The following is a 22,737-nucleotide window of genomic DNA, read 5'->3' on the forward strand; positions in this document are numbered from 1 at the left end:
AAACTTATCGCTGTCGGGGTGACAGGATTTGAACCTGCGACCACACGCCCCCCAGACGTGTACGCTACCGGACTGCGCCACACCCCGATTCGGGTTCGAAAATACTATTTTCCTTAATAATTGTAAAAATACTTCAGAATTTGTTATTCCAATGAGGAACATTTATCGAAACATGCATCAAAAGGCCATTTTTTATTCAGTAGCAACCAAAATCAATTTTGAACATGACTTTCATCAGGTTTTGGTTTTTTCCTTGATTGTAGCTTAGAGTCATAATAAATATTAATCCAATTGACCATGAAAAAGCGGGAACCAGTTAAGGAAATAATGACCAAAGAGGTATTCACTGTACAGGAAAATGAAAAACTATCTACAGTGGTGGAAATGTTCAGAAGACACAAAATCAGGCATATTCCAGTTTTAGAAGGAAAAAAAATCACCGGAATCATCAGCCGTACTGATATCAACAGGCTGACTTTTTGTGCATTGTTCGAAAATCAAGATGGTGCTGACGAGGCTGTATTAGAAATACTTTCTCTTAATCAGGTAATGACCTCAAAACCAAAAGTGGTTTCTGAAGAGGATTCCATTAAAGAAATAGCGGAAATTTTTGCAACTGAAGAATTTCATGCTTTGCCTGTTGTTGCAAATGGGGAACTTAAAGGAATTGTGACCACAACAGATGTAATCAAATACCTTTTGGACCAATATTAAGGATTGGGATGGATTGATTCAGTATCGCTGAAATGTGAAAATTTTGGCACCATAGCCACATTTTGGCATGTCGAACAGATGGTTGATTTTGATTCAGAAACCCTGGCCTGATTCAGCGCCTCCTGCCCGTTATTGAACGGTCCCAAATAAAACCGCTTATGTAAAGAGGGGATTTTAGAACATTCCCGGTGATGGATTTCAAATTCACCTTCAACGTTTGGCTCTGTAGACAAATAATAGAACTTCATCACTTAGTTTTTAATTTCATCCAAATCTAAACACTTGTTCCATCTCAAAAAATAACCTGAACAGGGTATTTTTAAAGTGATTTTGGAGAAAGTTGTCTCTGTTTCTAAAAAAAAAATCTTGCGAAAAAAGTATTGCTAACCACCCTTTTTAATTTCTGACTGCCTCATCGGCATAGAATCGATTGTCTTGAATATAAAATCCCAATCAGGTGTTCCTTCCCCATTTAACTTAACCCCTCCATCTAAACCTATTAAAACCCAGTTGCTTTTTCCTTTTTCCGAAGAAAACTTTTCCTGAAGTCCTTTGAGATAGTTCTGGTCAAATGAAGCTTTAGAGTTGGTACTGAATTGTTCTCCTATTGATAAAAAAATGATTTTTCGATCATCCAGTTTATCCTTCAACGGTTTTAAATCAAATTGAGGATTTTCATACTTCTCAGGAAAATAGAGCACTACTCGGTTTTTCCACCTCAGCTCTTCGAGAGTCACAGTATCTTTTCCTTCCAAAGTGAAAACCATCAAAACTAAAATAAGCCAAATCATCAATTTAAAACCAAGAATTGAAACCTTTGTTCAGAATTCACTTTCCTAATTTTTGGCTGATGCCAGATGGATTGGAGCGGGTTTTTTACCTTTTTTTAGTTCAATGACAGTGATTTCCGGCCAAATACCTACTCTTCCAGCAAATGCATGGAAACCAAAACCTCTATTGACATACAAAAAACTTCCGGCTTCTTCTGCCAATCCGGCCCAATTTGGATATCGGTATTGGACAGGGCTCCATTTGACCAATTGGGTTTCAATACCAAACTGCATACCATGGGTATGTCCTGAAAGTGTCAGATGAACAGGATTAGGATTGTTTTTGACTTGGGCATCCCAATGGGATGGATCGTGGGAAAGCAAAATTTTGAAATCCCCGTTTTCAGTTCCTTTCAATGCTTTTTGCAAATCGCCTTTTTCTTTGAATCCAACTCCCCAATTTTCAACCCCTGCAATTACGATAGATTGCCCGTCTTTTTCTATCCTGATATTTTCATCCAAGAGCAAATCAAAACCTAGCTTTGCATGCTGTCCCTTCAATTTTTCAAAGTTTTCTTTTTTTGCTTCAGGGCTTGGCCATGAGGAATAATCCCCGTAGTCGTGGTTTCCCAAAATTGAAAACTGACCATATTTTGCCTTTATTTTTGAAAATTCTTTAATCAACGGTTCAATTTCATCTGCCCTATGGTTGACAAGATCACCTGTAAAAACAAAAAGATCGGATTTTTGGTCCAATACCATTTGAACCCCACTTGCCACGGCTTTGTGGTCCTTTAAGCTTCCAGAATGGATATCCGAAATCTGCGTAATGGTAAAGCCATCGAAGGCCTCAGGCAAATCCTCAAAGTATAAGACTTCCCTGTGAACCTTGAAATTGTATTTTCCATACTTGATCCCATAAACAAAGCTGAACAGGGGCACAGAAGCGACTGTCAAGGCTAAAACACTCACCCAAACTGTTCTGGATGGAAAGGAATATCCTTTGGCACCATTCATCGCAAAGACTGAAATTGCTTGGATATTCCTGATGATATCTTCTCCTAAAAGAACAAAAACAATGACCAACTGCGTCACAATTAAAGTAAGAAATACACTTGATAAGGTCTGTGCTGAAGATGCAAACTCTCCCGTTGCAAAAACCTGGGCAGATTTATACACCAACCAAGTCAATAAGCTCAACATAAATGCCCAATAGGACCATCTAATCATTTGTTGGATACGAATAAGGTCGATTCCCATGCTGACGGTTCTGATCGCCTGAAATACATACCAACTCAAAAACAGAATAAATAAAAAAAGGATGGAGAGAAATATAATTGGACCGGATTGATTCATTGTTGTGATGATTTACAATGGGTTATACATATTCCGATCCGTTTTTGTTCATTTTGCTAAAAATAAAGGAAATGTAGGAATGGTTATGGAGTTTTCGGATTGCATCCTGATAATACAAGAGTTAAGAAAAAATAAAACTCATAAAGCTCAAAAAAAACAAAATTACCTACCAATCTAAATTCAGAAAAAATCAAACAACCTCAATCACCACATCAGTGGTCAAATGAGACTGAGAGGCGCCGCCGTAATTCCCTACAACCGGTGATGCAAACTTTGGGTCATAGCTGATTGCCAAAGGAATATACCGGCTATCTGCCAATAATCCCAAGCTTGGATCCAAACCGATCCAAGATGCTCCGGGGAGAAATACTTCAACCCAAGCATGAAGCTCATGTCCTGCGTCCAATTCAGGGTTGAAAGCATAGCCACTTACAAACCTGCAGGCCAATCCGATACTTCTCAGCATAGCCATCAGCATCCATGATAAATCACGGCAAGAACCAATTTTACTTTCAAAAACCTCCCCCAAAGGCATAATACCCTCCTCATGACGGATGATATGTTCCCAATTGGAATGGATTTTGGCCAAAAGCAAAACTAAAAAACCTACAAGACCATCTGATTCTTTCATCACACTTTTGACGAAATCATCCAATCCGGGCAGTTTTTCTCCCTCGATGTAAATCCTCAGATAATCTTTGACTTCTTCGGGATAGGAAAAGGTCTCAAAAGGAAAAACCGGCTGCGGTTGGATGATAAATCCGTAGGGATTAAACTCCCCCACTTCTATTTCAAAATCACTTTTGATTTCCAAGAAATCCGATTCACCTGTAAACCAAGCTTGAAAGTACGGGTTGTTCTCAAAATTGATCCTTTCGTGAAATCCTAAAGGGGTTGGAAAAACGGTCCAGTTTGATTTTAAAACCTTGAAGTAAAAACGCTGTAATGGAATCAGATAAAATTCATGGATATTAAGCTGTACTTTCTTATCGTAAGTATATCTCGTTGAATGTCTGATTCTTAATTTCATTTTTTTAAATTCATACTATTTCAAACTCCCGAAAAGCTTTTTGCAAAACTTCCGCCGGTAATACCTTTATCGCTTCCTTTAACCGGTTATTCCAAAAAGCAGAAATATGTTCAAGTTCTTTTTGCTCAAACCTTTTTTCAATAGTATGATAGGTGTCATTTTCCAAAATCACAGTATCAATCGGGTAATCTACATCATTGGCAGAAATCCTTGTGGCATCAAATGCCAGGAAAGCACATTTCAAAGCATAGTCTAGAGATTCCTCGTAACTCAATGAACGCCTCAGAACCGGGTTACCTGCACCCGTATTTCCAATGATGACAAAAGGCGTGCCTCTTCTGATTTCTATCCAATTTCCCTGTGGATAAAGCAGATACAGCTTTGGCACTTTATCATGCTCCAATTGGCCTCCAATAATTGAAAATAAATTGAATTTGAGTCCTGATTCTTCTAGGTACTCTTTATCTTCTCTTGCAACAATTTTTACCTGATTGCCAAATTCATTGACTGCTTTGTAGAGTTTAGTGAAATTTGCATCTTGGTCCTCAATGACTTCTGTAAAATAGGTTATTGCCTTGTCCCTGACGGACCGCAAACCTGAAGTCATGATAAAAAAAGAATGCTTTTCCCTATTGACCGTAAATACTTTTTTAGAAGTAGTAGTCTCATTTCCTGAGGTGATGCGGGTGTCAGAAAGGCCAATTAGGCCGTTTTTTGTTTTTATTCCGAGGCAAAAGGTCATTCCTGAATCTGAGTTTGATTGATAAAGTTATCCTTAATTTGGAAAAAGTTGGTATTTATTTTATTCGACACATCATTAATTTTAATCTGAAGTTGGTCAAGGTATTCGTGAAGACCCATGTTGATGATTTCTTCCACATCGGTAAATTCCAGGTTTGATCTCAATTCCCCGATGGCTTTTTCTGCAGAATTCTTGTAACCGCTATCCGCCAGACCGGAGATTTTGTGAAGACAACTTTCAGCTTCTCTGATGCAGTAAAATACAGACCTCGGGAAGTATTTATTCAGGATCAAAAACTCCACCACTTTTGCAGGTTCAATATTCCCATACAGTCTCCTGTAGGTGTTGAAGGCAGTAACTGACTTCAACAGCGCCGTCCAGTGCAAAAAATCCAAAGGACTTCCCACCAAACTCGGGGCCGGAAGCAGGATGTGGTATTTGACATCCACAATCCGGCTGGTCTTGTCTGCCCGTTCCAAAAACAGCCCCAACTGTCTAAAATACCAGCCTTCTGTCCTTGCCACAGTACTGTCTGCAAGTCCATAAAGTAAGAGCACCTGATTTTTTACACTTTCAAAAAAAGCCCTGGGGTCTTCTTTGTTCCAATCTTTTTTATCTGCCCTTTTCAAAACAAAATGATACAATTCATTCAGGTTTTCCCAAGTTTCCTTGGTCAGGTTTTCTCGGATTACCCTGGCGTTTTCCCTGGCAAAAGAGATGGAAGAAATGATCGAATTTGGATTATCTGTATCAAAAGTCAAAAAATGGATGACATCCTTTCTTTCAAAATTTTTATGTTTGGTTTTATAAATTTCATTGTCGCCTGTGGTGATGACCAAGGGTTCCCACTGCTCTTTCAAGTCAGGAGGAAGGTCCAGCATCAGGTTGAAATTCACATCAATAAACCTGGAATAATTTTCGGCCCTTTCGAGGTATCTCCCCAGCCAATATATCGAACTTGCAACTCTACTTAGCATAGTATTTTAATTATATAAAACCCAAGTATCTTTACTTCCCCCGCCTTGGGAGCTGTTGACGACCAATGACCCTTTTTTTAATGCCACCCTAGTCAGCGCTCCGGGTATCACTTCGATTTCTTGTCCGTACAGAATATACGGCCTCAAATCCACATGCCTTCCCTCCAACCCATTGTCAGTCAAAGTCGGTACTGTGGACAAGGATAAAGTTGGCTGCGCGATATAATTGGTCGGATTGTTTTTGACAAGGTTCCTGAATTTGGCATGTTCTTCTTTGGTGGCTTTGGGACCTATCAGCATGCCGTAACCTCCTGCCGCATTGGTTTCTTTTACGACAAGGTCTTCAATATTGTCCAAAACATATTTTCTATCCTGTTCTTCTCTGCAGAGATAAGTAGGCACATTTTCCAAAATCGGATCTTCACCAAGGTAATATTTGATCAATCTCGGAACATAAGCATATACAGCCTTATCATCCGCCACCCCTGTTCCAGGCGCATTGGCGAGCGCAATATTTCCAGCCTTATAGGCTTCAAATATCCCCGGTATGCCCAACATGGAATGGGGATTGAAAGTCAATGGATCCAAGAAAGTGTCATCGATCCTTCTGTATAAAACATCAATCTGCTCCAATCCCTTGGTAGTCTGCATAAAAACTTTCTTGCCTTTGGTGATCAAATCCACACCCGAAACCAACTCCACTCCCATCTGCAAAGCAAGATAGGAATGCTCAAAATACGCAGAATTATAAATCCCTGGTGTCAAAACCCCAACTACAGGCTTTTCTTTATTGGAAATGAATTGAAGCATTTTCAAAAGCTTGACCGGATAATCCGAAACAGGCATCACACCAAGTTTATTGAATAGGTCGGGGTAAGCGCGCTTGATGATTTCACGGCTCTCGAGCATGTAAGACACACCCGACGGGCAGCGGAGATTATCCTCTAGGATATAATAGTTTCCGTCATTGTTCCGGACCAAGTCTGTTCCCGTGATGTGGCACCAAATTCCTTTGGGAGGTGTAAGTCCCTCACAGGGTTTGAGGTAATCCTTGCTGCCAAGAATCAGGTCTTCCGGTACAATTTTGTCCTTCAGTACTTTTCTGTCATTATATATATCCTGCAAAAAAAGGTTAAGTGTGTGGATCCGCTGCTTCAGTCCTGCTTCTATTTTCTTCCATTCCTGATGCGCAATGATCCTTGGAATAATATCAAGATGAAGGATTTTTTCCATCCCCTGATTATCATGGTAGACATTAAAAGTCATCCCCATAGCTACCTGTGTCTTATTGGCAGAGTATTGAAGATGGGACATTCTTTTTGAAGTGGTTTTTCCCAAAAGTTTGAGAAATTCCTGATAATGGGGCCTCACCTGACCCTCTTTGGCAAACATTTCATCAAAATTATCCCCAACTTGGTATTGATTCGTCTCCATATGGCCTGTTTTTTGGATTTAAAAATGATATGGCTTGAATATAGCGGATTTTGAAAAACAAACAAAAACTTGGACTCCGATTCATTAAATTGATAAAAATAATATCTGATCATTAAGAAATTATTAAAAATAAAAAAGCCTTGAACTGACTTTCAATTCAAGGCCTTCCAATCAGTGTATTTAATATCAGGAAATCGTCGATCCTTCTGCAGTAGATGAATTTGGTTGAAGAAGCCTCAGGCTGCCGTCCCGGTCTTCGGCCATCAAGATCATCCCTTCAGAGTCTATTCCCATCATCTTTCTTGGCGCAAGGTTGATCAGCATCGTAACCTGCTTTCCAATCAGATCCCCAGGTTTGAAATGTTCTGCCACGCCACTCAATACTGTTTTCACTCCCAAACCCGTATCCACCGTCAATCTGAGCAGCTTTTTGGATTTTGGCATTGGTTCAGCAGTCAGGACTTTTACCACCCTCATGTCGAGTTTGGCAAAATCTTCATAAGATATAATGTCCTTCATAGGTTCTGCCACAGCATTTGCGATTTCATTCTGTTTTTTGGTGTCCATGAGTTTTTGGATTTGGGCTTCAACCGTGGCATCCTCGATTTTGTCAAATAATAGAGCCGCCTCAAAGATCTGTTGACCGGTCTGCAACAATTCGTGGCTTCCGGCATCTTCCCATTTCAATCCCTGTAGACCAAACATCCCAAAGATTTTAGCAGAAGTGAAAGGCAAAAACGGTTCTGCAACAATGGCAAGGTTTGCAGCAAAATTGAGTGCAATATTGAGGATTGTCCCTGTTCTTTCCTTGTCCTCTTTGATGGTTTTCCAAGGTTCTGTTTCTGCAAGGTATTTGTTTCCTGTACGTGCGAAATCCATCACAAATGAAAGTGCTTCTCTAAATCGGTACCTTTCGATAGAAGCTGCAATTTTTTCAGGGAAGGATTTCAATGCTTCCAAAGCATCTTTGTCCAAGTCATACAATGTCCCCAAACCGGGAACATTCCCATCAAAAAATTTATGTGTCAAAACCACCGCCCTGTTCACAAAATTGCCATAAATGGCCACAAGCTCTGAGTTATTTCGGGATTGAAAATCCTTCCAGGTAAAATCGTTGTCCTTGGTTTCGGGTGCATTTGCAGTCAAGACATAGCGTAACACATCCTGTTTTTCCGGAAACTGTTCCAGGTATTCGTGCAGCCAAACCGCCCAATTTCGTGAAGTAGATATTTTGTCACCTTCGAGATTCAGGAATTCATTTGCGGGCACATTGTCAGGAAGGACATATCCTCCGTGGGTTTTGAGAATAGCAGGGAAAACAATACAATGGAAAACGATATTGTCCTTGCCGATGAAATGGACCAATTTGGTGTCTTCTGATTTCCAATAAGGCTCCCAATCAAATCCCTTTTCGGCAGCCCACTCTTTGGTACTTGAGATATAGCCTATCGGTGCATCAAACCATACATAGAGGACCTTTCCTTCCGCTCCTTCGACGGGTACAGGAATTCCCCAATCCATATCTCTTGTCATCGACCTCGCCTGCAATCCGTCTCCGGCTTCCAACCAAGAGCGACACTGTCCAAGTACATTGTTTTTCCAGTCATTTGCGTGCTCGACCAAAATCCAGTTTTTGAGAAAATCGGTGTATTTGGCCAAATCGAGAAACCAATGCTTGGTTTCTTTCAAAACGGGGGTATTTCCAGAAAGCTTGGATTTCGGATTGATGAGTTCCGTTGGACTAAGTGAAGATCCACATCTTTCACATTGGTCGCCATATGCGTGTTCATTGCCACACTTCGGACAAGTCCCTTCTATATACCTGTCAGCCAAAAACTGCCCGGCCTCCTCATCAAAATACTGTTCGGTGGTCTGTTCAAGAAATTCTCCTTTGTCATAAAGGTCTCGAAAAAACCCTGAAGCAGTTTCATGATGGATTTTGGCAGAAGTCCTTGAATAATGGTCAAAACTTATCCCAAACTCCTCAAAGCTTTTTTTCATCAGCTCGTGGTACCTGTCTACAACTTCCTGAGGGCTTATCCCCTCTTTTCGGGCTTTGATGGTGATGGCTACACCGTGTTCATCAGAACCTCCGACAAAAGCAACATCCCGGCCCTGTGACCGAAGATACCTCACATAGATATCAGCAGGGATATAGCATCCTGCCAAGTGACCGATGTGTAAAGGACCGTTGGCATAAGGCAATGCCGCCGTAACGGTATATCTTTTGAATTCGCTTTTTTTCATAAGCCGCAAAGATAGAAATTAGAATGGAAAGGGGGAATGGGTAATTGATTTCAAATTTGGCCCAACTCTTTTCGGGCATCATCTGTAAGTATCCCGGTGTAGATAATCTGAATAGCCTGATCGTAGATTTCGGCGGGGCTAAGTTTAAAGCTCGCCCGCATTTCTTCAGGAAACTGGCTTAAAAATTTGTGGTCGATCAGGTTTTGGATCGCAGAGGTATAGATAAATACAATAAAGGAAACATTGACTGTGGGAAGGACATATCCTCTTTCGATGCCTTCCTGTATCAACTTTTGGAATCTCAAATACCCCGATTCTCTGATATAAGCCAATAAATCTGCCCAAATCGAAGGGGCATGATCCCTGAGTTCATCCAATATCTTGGGATTGATGGTCGAAACATCAGAAGCAACAGTGCTCAAAAGAGACTTGAGCTTGACCGTATAAGGGATTAATTTATTGTCCAACAATGCGCTTACCTTGATAGAAAGTCTTGTCTTAAGGATGTCAAACGTAGCGGCAAGAAGTTCGAGTTTTCCCGGAAAATACTTGTAAAGTGTCTTCTTACTCATCCCTAATTCCTGGGCAATTTCATCCATGGTGGTATTCTTGTAGCCTTGCCTGATAAAATATTGGTAGGCCACTTCGAGGATTTTGGTTTCGATATCTGATTTCTTGCTCATCGATTGGAATAGAGGGGCAAATATAGGCATTCCGCTTTATTTTTGCCCTATGGTGTAAAATGTCAATTACCCAAAAAGATTCCTTGGTCTTTCTTCTGACAAAAGTTAATTTTGGAATCTTACCTTTTAATTTTCATCCCAATACCGTCATGAACCCAACTGAGGCCAAAGCTCGGATTGCTGAACTCACCAAGCAAATCAATTACCACAACCATCTTTATTATCAGGAGGATAGGACGGAAATCACCGATTTTGAGTTTGACAGGTTATTGGAAGAGTTGGTCAAACTGGAAAAGGCATACCCTGAATTCCTTGAGTCTGATAGCCCAAGTCAAAGGGTTGGCGGAACGATTACCAAGGAATTTGAAACAGCCGAGCATGGCTACAGAATGCTTTCTTTAGGGAATACCTATTCTGAAGAATACCTTTTGGCTTTTGACGAAAGAGTAGCCAAAGGATTGGGACACCGTGATTATGAGTATTTCTGTGAATTGAAATTTGACGGTGTGGCCATCAGTTTGGTCTATGAAAACGGTCAGCTCGTCCGTGCTGTAACACGCGGAGATGGAACACGTGGAGATGTGGTCACCGAAAACATCAAAACGATAAGAAATATCCCCTTGAAAATCCATGGGGACAATATTCCGGACCGGTTTGAGGTACGGGGAGAAGTGTTTTTGCCAAAAAAAGAATTTGAAAAAATAAATGCTGAAAAGGAAGCATCGGGTGAAGCGACTTTGGCCAACCCTAGAAATGCAGCTTCTGGCACAGTCAAAATGCAAGACAGCGCTGTAGTCGCCAAAAGAAGGCTTAACTGCTACTTTTACCAATTATTGGGCGAGGATATCGGAGTTACCAAACACGACGAAGCCATTGCATTGATCGAAAAATGGGGGTTCAATGTCTCCCCTACCCATTCCAAATACAAGGATATTCAAGGAGTGCTTACATTCATTGAAGACTGGAAGGAAAAACGCTTTTCACTCCCTTTGGATACCGATGGCGTTGTGTTGAAAATCAACGACTATGACCAAAGAGAAGAATTGGGGTTCACCGCAAAGATTCCACGATGGGCAATTGCATATAAATATCAGGCCGAAAGCGCAGCAACAAGATTACTCTCCATTTCTTACCAAGTAGGCAGAACCGGTGCCATTACTCCCGTAGCCAACCTTGCCCCTGTGCACCTTGCCGGAACAACCGTCAAAAGAGCTTCTCTTCACAATGCCAATGAAATCCTCCGACTTGGATTGCATGAAGGCGACATGGTGCAGGTAGAAAAAGGCGGCGAAATCATCCCCAAGATCACCGAGGTCGTTTTGGACAAAAGAATTCCCGGATCAAAACCCAATCAATATATTGACCATTGCCCGGAATGTGGAACCAAACTTGAAAGAAAAGAAAGCGAAGCAAAGCATTTTTGTCCCAATGCCAAAGGTTGTGCGCCGCAGATTCTCGGGCGAATTGAGCATTTTGTCCATAAAAGGGCAATGGACATCGACTCTTTGGGTACTGAGCGGATCAGGACTTTGATCGATCAGGGATTTATCAGAAATCCTGCAGATATATACGAATTGGAATCTGTTCAGGAAAACCTCCTCGGACTCGAAATGAGCCAAGACCAATATCAAAAAACCGATGATGGCTTGCTATATATCTCTTTGCCAAAGGCATTCTTCGCCTTAACCGAAGGAATTTCATTGACAGCAATCCAAAGTTTCTGTGAAAGTCAATCCGAAAAACCACTGCTGAATGTGCTTCAGAATTTTCAGGCATTTATTCGAAACAGCAAAAAGAAAACTGCACAGAATGTAGGCACTGTCCAGCTCCTAGAAAATCTCCTGATGACTTCCGAATTTCCGGTTTTGGAGGATTATGTGCCTGTTGCCTTGGTTTTGAGTCTTTTGATTGGAAACAGATCTAGCTTAGCGGAAATCTCAAAGGCCGCTTACCATGAAAACACTGTCCATGGAATTCTGTTAAAGATGAAGCTTGAACTTACACATGAACAGGAAGACCGGATCAAAAAGCTTAAAGCCAACACCTTTCAGGAAGGGGTTATCAGCAATATGATCGAAGGGATTGAAGCCTCAAAGAACCAATCTTTTGAAAGGGTTTTGTTTGCTTTGGGAATCCGGAATATCGGGGAAAATACCGCCCAGATTCTTGCGAGGTATTTCAGGAATATTGATGCATTGCAAAATGCCGATTCCGAACAGCTTTTGCAAATAAATGGCGTAGGAGAAACGCTTGTCATCAGTTTGCAGGACTATTTCCGAGATACAGAAAACCTGCTTTTGATCCAAAGGTTGAAAGAAAAGGGATTGAGGTTTGAGGTTGAGGAAAGTACCTCTGTTTTGCAAAGCAATAAATTGGAGGGAATGAAAATCCTTGCTTCTGGCCGACTCATCCATTTCAAAAGGGACGAAATCATTGATTTTATTGAAGCCAACGGAGGCCAATATCTTAAGGCCGTCTCCAAAGGACTCGATTTTATCATAGAGGGAGAAGAAATGGGACCAAGCAAAAAAGAAAAAGCAGAGAAATTGGGGATCAAATTGATCTCTGAAGAAGAATTCCTCAAAATGGTAGAAAAACCAATAACACCATGAAGTGGATCAAAGACAGGATGATCACCTATCAATTGGAGAAAGCCCTCAAAAACAAGAAAAAAAACGAAGTTGCTTTTCCTACCAATCCTAGGCGGGTAGCGATTTTGGCATCTAACAAGGAGGAATTTCTGGAGTCAAAAGAGATGCTAAGAAAAATATGGGGATTCAATATCAGGATTATTGGTGGATATTTTTCCGAAGAAAATACAGATGCGGAAGCCATTTGCCCGATTTATTTTTCCATTTGGGGTTTGCCCACCGATTACTTCAATGAGTTTATGGAGGAAAAACTCGATTTTATTTTGGTACCGACTTTACACCTTAGCCCATATTTGCGTTATTTGCTGCTCGCTAATAACTGCAGGTTCAAGATGGGTTTCCATTCGGGTGAAAACAGCCCCTTGTTGGACTTTATGATAAAAATGGAAGGTGATAACCTGATGCCAAACCTTGAAAAGCTGATGGCTTATTTCAAAAAAATAAAAGAGACATGTTGAAGTTACACGGTACGGGAGTGGCCTTAATCACCCCATTTTCTGAAGACGGATCAATTGATTTTGCAGGATTGAGAAATGTAATCAACCACGTCATTGACGGAGGTGTAGATTATTTGGTAGTATGTGGCACTACAGGCGAAAGTGCAACTTTATCCAAATCAGAAAAAAAACAGGTTCTAAAAGCGGCTTTGGAATACAATGCCGGCAGGATTCCTGTCGTGTATGGTATCGGTGGAAATAACACCTCCGGAGTATTGGAAGAAATCCAAGAAACAGATTTTTCAGGGATTGACGCTATTCTTTCTGTCAGTCCATATTATAACAAGCCGACGCAGGCAGGAATAATTGCCCATTATACAGCCATAGCTGATGCTTGCCCTGTTCCGGTGATTTTGTACAATGTACCTGGTCGGACCATGTCCAATGTGGCTTTTCAGACGACTGTTCACCTTTCCCAACATCCCAACATTATTGGAATGAAGGAGGCAAGTGGTGATCTTTCCCAATGCATGAGGATTGCAGCAAGGATGCCTAAGGATTTTCTTCTTATTTCGGGAGATGACATTCTGACTCCCTCCATGAGGGTAATCGGTGGTCAGGGCGTAATTTCAGTGTTGGCGAATGCTTATCCTGCTATTTTCAAAACCATCTGCCACGGCAATCTTGACGAAGCAAAAGAGGCAGCCTTCAAGCTTTTGGATATCAACCCGATGATGTATGAAGAAGCCAATCCGGTCGGATTGAAGTTTCTGATGAGCCATTTGGGAATCTGCGGAGAAACAGTTCGTCTTCCTTTGGTAAAGGCTACAGAAAGTCTGAAAGAAAGGATTTTGAAGAATCTGGTAAACTAATAATTGGGGGCAATTCTGAACAAATATTGCCCCTACCCTATTTTTTGACTAATTTCCGACATGCAGCAGGCCATTTCCCTTTTAGCGCTTAACCAACTGATCCGTGAAACATTAGAGGTTCATCTTGAACCATCTTATTGGATTGTAGCTGAAATCGGGGAACTCAAACAGGCAGGACAAGGTCATGCTTACCTCGATCTCGTAGAAAAGCAAGGGAATCAGATTGCGGCCAAAATGCGGGCAAATATCTGGGCTTATTCCTATAGGACTATTGCAGGAAGATTTCAAGCTACTACCGGTCAATCACTCCGTGCCGGAATGAAAATATTGGCTCAGGTTACAGTGACTTTCCATGAATTGTATGGAATCAGCCTCAATATCAAGGACATTGATCCCAATTTCACTTTGGGTGAAAGGGCAAGAATCCGTCAGGAAATCATTGACCGGCTTTCCAGAGAAGGAATGATGGAGCTGAATAAACGCTTTTCGCTTCCGACGGTTCCCCAAAAAATCGCTGTCATCAGTTCTGCTTCTGCAGCCGGATATGGGGATTTTGTCAACCAAATAGAGCAAAATAGGTTTGGATACAAAGTATCACACAGTTTATACCAAGCCACTCTACAGGGAACAGATGCAGCGGCAACAATAATTGCCGCTTTTCAAAAAATTGAAGCTGATCAAAGTAAAGAAAAGTATGACATTATTGTCCTGATCCGTGGCGGTGGGGCCCAATTGGATTTGGATTGCTTTGACGATTATGGACTTGCCCTTTCTATTGCAAAATCATCGCTTCCGGTGTTGACAGGTATAGGCCACGAACGGGATGAAACCATCGCGGATCTTGTTTCCCACACCAAAATGAAAACCCCTACTGCAGTTGCTGAATTTATCCTTTCAGGATTTAGGGATTTTGAGGACAGGCTCAACCTTTGGACAAAAAACCTGAGCAGGTTTGCGGGACAGATGTTGATACAAGAAGACAGGAGAGTAATGGATATCGAAAACAGGTTGAAGAACCTTGTCAGATTCAATCTTGGTAAAAATGGAGAAAAGCTGGTTTTTTTTCAAAAGAGAATCCAATCCTCCTACCAAAACAAAATCAAAATCAGCACTTTATCCCTGGTTAATTTAAGCCAAAATTTAAGTAAGTCATGGAAGATTTATCTTGAAAAAGAAAACCAAAAACTCGAATTTTTGGAAAAGGATCTGATTAAATCTGACCCCAATACTTTTTTTGAAAAAGGGTATACCCGGTCAGAAATCGATGGAATCCCGATTCACAAGACAGTGCCCAAGAAGGGTCAGGAATTAAAGACATTTTCAAAAAACAGGATATTATCAAGCACAATCAACGAAATCAAAGACTATGGAAAATAAAGCAATAAGTTATGATCAAGCCATCCAAAGAGTCGAGGAAATCGTTTTGATCCTCGAAAGCGGAGAAAAAGGAATGGACGAATTGTCTGAACTTGTGAAAGAAGCAGCAGCTCTGGTCAAAAACTGTAAAAAAAAGCTGAAATCAACAGAATCGGAAATAGCAAAAGCTTTGGAAGATGATATGGAAGAGAATTGAGAATTTTTCAGGGAATCAGGTTTATGTTCCGACAACTTTAAGGTATTTCCTTTCAATATTGACCAAAAGATTTTGGTTGATTCCGGGAATTCTGATGATAAAGTAATCTTTATTGCCTTTGTTGACGCATTCCCCTTTCATATTTTGGAGCGGCCCTCCCAAAATCTCCACTTGCTCCCCGGCTTCGATATCGGAGCCATCGGTTTCGACAGCTACTCCGGTCTCTAGAATCCTCTTGATGGTCGCAATTTCTTCATCCCTGACAGTAGCGTGTTCACCCGAAAAATTAACAAACTTAACTGCTCCCGGTACCTGAAGTGATTCCCATAATTTTGCACGGTTGGTTTTAACAAAAACATACCCGTTGAAAAGCGCTTTTTGAACTTTCTTCTTCCTGTCGCTCCATTGTCTTAATTCCTCAATGATTGGCAAATAGACCTCAATACCCATTTCATCCAGTCTTTTGGCTACTTTTTTCTCTGACCTCGAGGTAGTGTAAAGCACAAACCACTTTAATTCTGACATATAAAAATTGAATTTACGCCTGCAAAAATAAGGAATTTCAGGTCTTGGCAGCCATAACTTGTTCCTTAAAAAAATAAAAACCCCCGGAATATTACTCCGAGGGTTTTAACATTTAAAAACCACCAACCTTTATTTAATCATGCGATTTCATTCTACGAATCAACATGTTTAATTTATCTGCCAATAAATACATGACAGGTACGACTACTAACGTCAAGAAGGTCGCAAAGGTTAGACCAAATATTACTGTCCAAGCCATCGGTCCCCAAAACGCTGCATTATCTCCTCCAACATAAAACTGAGGATCGAATGAACTGAATAATGTAGCAAAATTGATATTCATACCTATCGCCAATGGAACCAAACCCAGAACCGTAGTAATCGCTGTAAGCAATACCGGCCTTAATCTTGTTTTTCCTGCAAGGATTATACTTCCAAGCAGTTCATTCAATGGAAGGAATTCCCCATCTGGAGTACCCAACTCTTCTCTCCTTCTTTGTCTAACCAAGTTGGTATAATCAATCAGTACAATGGCATTGTTGACCACAACCCCTGCAAGGGAAATGATACCGATCCCCGTCATGATGACGACAAAGTCCATATTGAAGATAACCAAGCCCAAGAAAACACCGATGGTACTCAGCACTACAGAGGCCATAATGATCAATGGCGTGGTCACTGAATTGAATTGGGCTACGATGATCAGGAATATCATAGCAATGGCAATGAACAAGGCATTCAGCAAGAATGCAGTAGATTTAGCCTGCTCTTCCTGCTCTCCTGTAAATTTCACCGTCACACCTTCCGGAATTTCATATTGGGCGACCAACTCTTTAAATTGGTTATTGATCTCGGTAGGGTTATAGCCGTCGGTTACGTTTGAAAAGATGGTGATTACTTTGTTTAGGTCTTTTCTTTTCACAGAACCATAAGTCGAACCATATTGCAAATCAGCTACAGCCGAAATCGGAACTTCTTTTTTGTTTCCAAACTTGTCCCTAAAGCTGATTTTCTTATTGAGCAAAGAAGAAATATCATAACGGTATTCGTCACTCAATCTGAGTTGGATAGGAAAATCCTCTTCTCCTTCTTTAAATCGTGATACCTCAAGGCCAAATAAGGCAGTCCGCAATTCATTGGCGATTGTGGCTGTAGAAAGCCCGAACCTTCTGGCATTTTCTCTGTCAATATTGAGAATCACCTCAGGACTTCCCATTTCAAGATCGGATTTCAATTCTTCAACTCCGGCAATGTTAGCAGATGCAAGGTCTTCCCTAAACTGCCCTGCAAAGCTTATCAATTGGTCGAAATCCTCACCACTCACCTCAATATTTACCGGTTTTCCAACCGGCGGGCCAGCTGTCTGTTTATTGACAGTCACCAAAACGCCGGGGTAAATTTCCACCAACTCACGAATTTCTTCCATGATTTTATTGGTATTGATGCCTTGGCGGTACTGGTATTCCAGAAAGCTGATAGTAATTTTTGCTTTATGGGGAGTATTGGCAATGCTCGGACCCATGGATTCATCACCCGTTCCTTCACCTACCTGGGTGATTACAGACTCGATGATGGCACCATACGGTTCAAGCAGTTTCAATAAATCTCCTTCCATTTTATTCACCATAAATGAATTGGTAGCTTCCGTATCGGTTCCTATGGGATTTTCAATAAAGATATTGACCAATGCAGGTTGATTATCAGGAAAGAATAGAATTTTTGGAGCCCTGATTCCAAGGAGAACAACAGAGAATACCAAAAGGAGGATTGTGCCGAAAAAGAAGAAGTAAGGATTTTTTCCCTTCAAGGCAAAAGCAAGAGTGGATTCATACGTGTTTTCCAACCAAACCAAAAACTCATTCTGGAACCACCTGATGGCACCCCGCAAGACAAAAACATTAAACACTGTTAAAATTGCCGCAAGCATAAGCAGGTTTGCAAAGGCTATCCAACCTGCTGTATATCCCCCTATAGCAATTAAGGCTAGGATTAGCGCCACTCTCAAAGGCTTTTTCTTTGACTTAACAATGTCCGCATTTTCGACTTTCATATAAACGAAAACCAACGCAGGGTTAACCACCAAAGCGACAAACAACGAAGCCGACAATACGATAATCAAGGTTATCGGGAGGTACTTCATGAACTCACCGATAAGATCATCCCAAAATGCCAAAGGAAGGAATGCTGCCAAGGTCGTTAAAGTGGAAGTTATGATTGGCCATGCCACTTCGCCCACACCTTCTTTAGTAGCCCGCATTGGTGATAATCCTTCAGACATCAAACGATAGACGTTTTCGACAACAACTATCCCATTATCCACCAACATTCCCAATGCAAGAATCAGGGCAAACAGAACCATCAGATTCAGGGATATTCCAAGCCAGTTTAAAATGAGGAAGGAAATAAACATTGACAATGGAATGGCAATACCCACAAAAAGAGCATTTCTAAACCCAAGGAAAAACATCAGGATCAATACCACCAGGATTACCCCAAAGATGATACTGTTTTCCAGATCGGCTACCTGAGCTCTTGTGGTCTTGGATTGGTCATTAGTAATGCTGATCTGTAAATCAGAAGGAAATCTAGAGGCCTTTGCATCTTGGATAATCTCTTTGATTTTATCAGATGCATCCAGGAGGTTTTCACCACTTCTTTTGATTACGTTGACAGTCAGAACAGGCAGTTTGTTACTTCTTGCATAACTGGTTCTTTCCTTGTAGGTATCTGTGACAGTGGCCACATCACGGAGGTAAACAATCTTGTTTTCCTCGGTTTTGATGATGATGTCATTCAATTCATCGGGAGATTTGAATTCTCCGGTCACCCTCAAAGATCTTCTAAAATCCCCTGAAAGAATATTTCCTCCGGAAATGGTAACGTTTTCTTGAGAAATCGCATCGGAAATATCACTGAATGATACTCCTAAAGCTTCCATCTTGTAAATATCCGCATCTACACGGATTTCCCTTTCAATTGTTCCCCTTAGTTCTGCCTTAGAAATTTCCCCTAATTTTTCAATCTCATCTTCCAGATATTCCCCATATTTTTTCAATTCCTCTTCAGAATAATCTCCTGAAATATTGACGTTCATAATCGGAAAATCGGAAGTGTTTATTTCCAAAACATCAGGCTCTTGGTCAAGATCTGTTGGAAGTCCGCCCTTGGATTTGTCTACAGCATCTTTTACATCTTGGATTGCTTTGGCAATCTCCACTCCCGGATTGAATTCCACCACTATAGATGAAAAATCCTGAACAGAAGTGGAAGTGATGTTTTTGACGTTATTGAGCGATTTAAGCTCCTTTTCAATCGGTCTAGTAATCAGGTTTTCCATATCTACGGGAGAGTTTCCCGGATAGGTTGTACCGACATATACTGTAGGAATGATGATTTCAGGAAAACTCTCCTTAGGCATCGTTCTATAAGCCCCAAATCCCAATATTGTGATGATGATCACAAGAATGAGCACGGAGATCTGATTGTCAACGGAAAAGGAACTGATTCCAAATTCCCTGATAACTCCTTTTTTCTTTTCTTCTATCTCTGCCATAACAAAATTACTTGGCAATGTTTACAACAAAATTATCACCCACTTCTCTGAACCCTTTGTCTATCAGGACTTCTGTACCTGTCAAACCTTCCAATACTTCAGTCACCTCTTTGTAGGTTTTTCCTCTTTTGATATACCTTTTCTTACTCAGGCTTTCATCCACCGTAAAAACATAATCACCTTTGTTGTCCTGAAGGATCAGGTAATTGGGTACAGTTACAGCAGTTTTGTTTTCATAATCCATGATTTTGATTACTGAGATCATGTTTGGCTTCAAAAATTCCAAAGAAGGAACAGCGATTTCAACCTTAAATGTCCTGTTATTAGGATTGATGATAGCTCCTACTGAGCTAATCTTTGCCCTGAGGTCTTTTTCCACTGAAGGAAAACTAACCTCAACCGAATCACCTCTTTGAATCAACCCTACATACTTTTCAGAAATATCAGCCTCAATAAACAGGTCACTGTCACCTACAAACTGAAACATAGGCACACCCGGCTGAACCAATTCACCCAATCTTACCTGAACAGTTTCTACCGTACCGTTGAATGGCGCTCTCACCAAAGTTTTTGATTGTTGGGTCTTCAGCGAAGCGAGATTGGCTTCTAGCGTTTCTTTCCTGTTTTTTGATTCCAAATATTGGATTTCAGTACCAATCTGTTGCTTCCATAACCTGTCCTGCTTATCAAAAAGAATTTTCGCCAACTCAAGCTGTTTTTCAACTTCGTCAATATTTCTAAGGATAGTCTCTGCATCTATTTTGGCCAAAATCTGACCTTTACTTACCCTCATTCCTTCTACAGCTGTGATTTCTTGGATTCTACCCAAAACCTCACCTGATATACTGACATTTTTCTTGGATAAAACCGATCCTGTGACTTCGACGAAATGCTCAAAATGCTTTTTTTCAACTTTGGTTGTCGAAATCAGAATGGATTTCCTGTTTTCTTTAGCAAACTCAGGATCCAAAACCGCAATTTCTTTTTCCAAGGTTTCTATCGATGTCCTGAGACTGGCAGCATCAGCCTTCATTTTAGCCAATTCTTCTTTTTTGATACTGATCTCATCTTTGGGGCCACATGAAGCAGCCAAAACCAAAATGGTGATGATTAAAAAGGGAAAATTCGTTTTCATATTTTCTGTATGTTTTTTCTTTTGATAAATTATAATAAACCCAATGCTTTTTCCAGATCCACTTTGGCTATCAAAGCATCATAAAGCGCTGAGAAATAGTTTGTTTCGGCATCCTTCAGGGCTGAATCCGCTTCTACTACTTCAAGGTTTGAACCAACACCTTCATCGTACTTGATTTTTGCCATCCTGAAAACCTCCAAAGCAAGTTCCCTGTTTTCTTGCTGTACCTTAAATGCCTGTAAGTTATTCTCAAGGTTTGTTCTTGCCTGGAATTTTTCTACCTCAATATTGCTTTCAAGAAACAGTTTTTGGTTTTCCAATTGGCTCATCTGTGCCCGTTTTTGCTGGATCTGTGAGCTTTTCAACAAACCGTCAAAAATCGGGATGCTCAGTCTAAACCCGATGAACGCACCCGTAAACCACCTGTCGCTTTCCCAAATCAAACCTGTGGACTGCGCGGCGGCATTCCTCTGGTATTGGCCAAAAAAATCAAGATTTGGAATATACTGTGAGGTGGTGTATTTGATATCCAACCCAACTAAATCAATGTTGGTATTGATCTGATCCATTTCTACCCGGCGGGTACCTTCAAATGCAAACAATTCATTGATTTCCTGAGGGCTATTAAGGTCTGCAAGACTCTCACTCAAAATAATGTCAAACTCCATAGGTAGACCCATTTGGAGTTTCAAAAGCTGGATGCTGATATCGCGTGCAGCTTTGACCCTATCCATTTCTGTTATCAAATTATTTCGCTGAACTTTAATCCTGGAAACATCAATTTTTTCAGAAAAACCAGCTTCAAACAATGCCTGTGTTTCTTTTAACAATGTGTCTAATCTTCCAAGATTGGCTCCGATCAAAATACTTCTCTGTTCATTGACCAAGACTGAGAAATAGGCCTTTTTGATCGTTTCCTTGACATCGATTTCACTTTTCTCCTTGTCAAATTCTGTCAACATCTTATAAGTACGGGCGGCTTTTAGACCCACAAAATAAGATCCGTCAAAAATCATCTGGTTGAGTTGTACGACCAATGCCGAGCTATAATTCACACCAAATCTTAATGGAAGTACATCCGAATCAATATCCGGCTGTTGAAATCCTCCTTCGTTTGGCACGAAAACAATTGGAATGGCGGCATTGTGCGTGATGTCGTAGCTACCAGTTACCTGGGGTAAGCCCGCTGACCGGCGTTCTACAATCTGAGCTTTGGCAATCATGGTTTCCAACTGTGCGTTTTTGGCATCGACGTTGTTTTCCAGGGCGTACCGCAAGCTTTCTTCAAGTGTCAACTGCAGGACCTTTTCCGATTGGGCATGTCCCTCAATCAACATAGCAAAAAGGAATATCCCTACTCCCAAGAGCTTTTTGGCTGTGGTTTTCATTGGTTTTCGTTTTTCTGTTTTAAGTATGCTTCTCTTCCTTTTTCTGTAAAAATTCCATATAGAAAGTGTTCGAAAATTTCTATCTGCAAATCGACCATATTGTATTTTGATGGAGGAAATTTGATGGGGTCAAAAGTGATCATCATCTGTTCCATTCTTAGCAAAGCGATAATTTCATTGTTGATCTCGGGTCTAAAAAAACCCTCTTCTTTTCCTTTCACCAAAACAGCTTCTACTTCCTTTACAATGTGACTGTGCTTAAAATCTTCAAACAACTGCCAACATTGTGGAAAATAACGCTGAAGTTCATTCATGACCAAAGGATTGATATCTGCAAATCGCTTTCTCATATAAGTGGAAAGTCCCACAAGATGCTCAATAGTACCATCGGTGAGTTTGGGAAATGTCTCCATCATGCATTTGTCATGCTCCAATGAGGCGGCGAAAGTCTCAAACACCAAGTGGTTTTTATCGGTAAATTCCTGATAAATGGTTTTCTTGGACATTCCAGCCTGACGTGCGATGTCGTCCATTGTCACTGACCTAATGCCAAATCGCATAAACTGTTCGGCAGCTGTTTCAATTATCTTATTTCTTGTCTCCAAATTTTCCATAATTAGATGACAAAACTCAGGAAACTATTTGAAAGT

20 protein-coding genes and 1 tRNA gene are annotated in these 22,737 nt (G+C 40.8%); 6 read left to right on the plus strand and 15 right to left on the minus strand.

All coding sequences use genetic code 11. The features are described from left to right. Window positions 1-13: 13 nt before the first annotated feature. Window positions 14-87, minus strand: a tRNA-Pro gene (locus DQW11_RS02250). A gap of 210 nt (window positions 88-297) precedes the next feature. Between DQW11_RS02250 and DQW11_RS02255 the strand changes: the two genes are divergently transcribed. Next, window positions 298-714: a CBS domain-containing protein gene (locus DQW11_RS02255; protein WP_113922369.1), complete on the plus strand. Its 417-nt coding sequence runs from the start codon at window positions 298-300 to the stop codon at window positions 712-714. On the opposite strand, the gene DQW11_RS02260 is transcribed toward DQW11_RS02255, so the two are convergent. The 9 genes from DQW11_RS02260 to DQW11_RS02300 form a co-directional block, all read right to left on the minus strand. After that, window positions 711-962 carry a hypothetical protein gene (locus DQW11_RS02260; RefSeq protein WP_198669824.1) on the minus strand — a complete coding sequence of 84 codons (252 nt, stop codon included), beginning with the start codon at window positions 960-962 and terminating at the stop codon, window positions 711-713. The genes DQW11_RS02255 and DQW11_RS02260 overlap by 4 nt on opposite strands. Before the next feature lie 135 nt (window positions 963-1,097). Then, window positions 1,098-1,469, minus strand: coding sequence for a DUF4174 domain-containing protein (locus DQW11_RS02265; protein ID WP_157966002.1), 372 nt, complete (start codon window positions 1,467-1,469; stop codon window positions 1,098-1,100). A gap of 81 nt (window positions 1,470-1,550) precedes the next feature. After that, window positions 1,551-2,840 (minus strand): metallophosphoesterase, encoded by a 1,290-nt coding sequence (locus tag DQW11_RS02270; RefSeq protein ID WP_113922373.1) that lies wholly within the window; start codon window positions 2,838-2,840, stop codon window positions 1,551-1,553. 190 nt (window positions 2,841-3,030) lie between these two features. Further along, entirely contained in the window at window positions 3,031-3,870 is an 840-nt protein-coding gene (locus tag DQW11_RS02275) for a transglutaminase family protein (RefSeq protein WP_113922375.1), read from the minus strand. A 10-nt stretch (window positions 3,871-3,880) separates the two neighbouring features. Beyond that, a complete protein-coding gene (locus DQW11_RS02280; RefSeq protein ID WP_113922376.1) occupies window positions 3,881-4,612 on the minus strand; it encodes a peptidase in 732 nt (243 codons plus the stop codon). After that, on the minus strand, window positions 4,609-5,589 hold the full coding sequence (locus tag DQW11_RS02285; RefSeq protein WP_113922377.1) for an alpha-E domain-containing protein: 981 nt from the start codon (window positions 5,587-5,589) through the stop codon (window positions 4,609-4,611). The genes DQW11_RS02280 and DQW11_RS02285 overlap by 4 nt, the downstream gene beginning before the upstream one ends. Window positions 5,590-5,595: 6 nt before the next feature. Next, window positions 5,596-7,023 carry a circularly permuted type 2 ATP-grasp protein gene (locus tag DQW11_RS02290; protein WP_113922379.1) on the minus strand — a complete coding sequence of 476 codons (1,428 nt, stop codon included), beginning with the start codon at window positions 7,021-7,023 and terminating at the stop codon, window positions 5,596-5,598. Between the two features lie 186 nt (window positions 7,024-7,209). Continuing rightward, on the minus strand, window positions 7,210-9,270 hold the full coding sequence (gene metG, locus DQW11_RS02295) for a methionine--tRNA ligase (protein ID WP_113922380.1): 2,061 nt from the start codon (window positions 9,268-9,270) through the stop codon (window positions 7,210-7,212). Between the two features lie 50 nt (window positions 9,271-9,320). Beyond that, entirely contained in the window at window positions 9,321-9,983 is a 663-nt protein-coding gene (locus DQW11_RS02300) for a TetR/AcrR family transcriptional regulator (protein WP_232826654.1), read from the minus strand. A 119-nt stretch (window positions 9,984-10,102) separates the two neighbouring features. Between DQW11_RS02300 and ligA the strand changes: the two genes are divergently transcribed. From ligA to xseB, 5 genes are read left to right on the plus strand one after another with little or no spacing between them, the layout of a single operon-like run. Next, complete coding sequence (gene ligA, locus DQW11_RS02305) at window positions 10,103-12,565, plus strand: NAD-dependent DNA ligase LigA (protein WP_113923171.1); 2,463 nt, start codon at window positions 10,103-10,105, stop codon at window positions 12,563-12,565. Further along, window positions 12,562-13,062: a DUF6913 domain-containing protein gene (locus DQW11_RS02310; protein ID WP_113922384.1), complete on the plus strand. Its 501-nt coding sequence runs from the start codon at window positions 12,562-12,564 to the stop codon at window positions 13,060-13,062. The genes ligA and DQW11_RS02310 overlap by 4 nt, the downstream gene beginning before the upstream one ends. Then, entirely contained in the window at window positions 13,056-13,913 is an 858-nt protein-coding gene (gene dapA / locus DQW11_RS02315; RefSeq protein ID WP_113922386.1) for a 4-hydroxy-tetrahydrodipicolinate synthase, read from the plus strand. The genes DQW11_RS02310 and dapA overlap by 7 nt, the downstream gene beginning before the upstream one ends. Before the next feature lie 60 nt (window positions 13,914-13,973). Then, complete coding sequence (gene xseA, locus DQW11_RS02320) at window positions 13,974-15,290, plus strand: exodeoxyribonuclease VII large subunit (RefSeq protein WP_113922388.1); 1,317 nt, start codon at window positions 13,974-13,976, stop codon at window positions 15,288-15,290. After that, the gene (gene xseB, locus DQW11_RS02325) at window positions 15,280-15,486 is read left to right on the plus strand and encodes an exodeoxyribonuclease VII small subunit (RefSeq protein WP_113922390.1); all 207 of its coding nucleotides are present in this window, start codon (window positions 15,280-15,282) and stop codon (window positions 15,484-15,486) included. Before xseA ends, xseB begins: the two co-directional genes overlap by 11 nt. 21 nt (window positions 15,487-15,507) lie before the next feature. Here the strand turns inward: xseB and DQW11_RS02330 are convergent, their stop codons facing one another. From DQW11_RS02330 to DQW11_RS02350, 5 genes are all read right to left on the minus strand, one after another. After that, complete coding sequence (locus DQW11_RS02330; protein WP_113922392.1) at window positions 15,508-16,011, minus strand: UpxY family transcription antiterminator; 504 nt, start codon at window positions 16,009-16,011, stop codon at window positions 15,508-15,510. A 133-nt stretch (window positions 16,012-16,144) separates the two neighbouring features. Beyond that, on the minus strand, window positions 16,145-19,564 hold the full coding sequence (locus DQW11_RS02335; protein ID WP_113922393.1) for an efflux RND transporter permease subunit: 3,420 nt from the start codon (window positions 19,562-19,564) through the stop codon (window positions 16,145-16,147). A gap of 7 nt (window positions 19,565-19,571) precedes the next feature. Further along, window positions 19,572-20,699 (minus strand): efflux RND transporter periplasmic adaptor subunit, encoded by a 1,128-nt coding sequence (locus DQW11_RS02340; protein WP_113922394.1) that lies wholly within the window; start codon window positions 20,697-20,699, stop codon window positions 19,572-19,574. Between the two features lie 29 nt (window positions 20,700-20,728). Then, the gene (locus DQW11_RS02345; protein ID WP_113922395.1) at window positions 20,729-22,087 is read right to left on the minus strand and encodes a TolC family protein; all 1,359 of its coding nucleotides are present in this window, start codon (window positions 22,085-22,087) and stop codon (window positions 20,729-20,731) included. Next, on the minus strand, window positions 22,084-22,701 hold the full coding sequence (locus DQW11_RS02350; protein WP_232826655.1) for a TetR/AcrR family transcriptional regulator: 618 nt from the start codon (window positions 22,699-22,701) through the stop codon (window positions 22,084-22,086). Before DQW11_RS02350 ends, DQW11_RS02345 begins: the two co-directional genes overlap by 4 nt. Window positions 22,702-22,737 lie beyond the last annotated feature (36 nt).

Source organism: Cognataquiflexum aquatile (assembly GCF_003316845.1).
GTDB lineage: Bacteria > Bacteroidota > Bacteroidia > Cytophagales > Cyclobacteriaceae > Cognataquiflexum > Cognataquiflexum aquatile.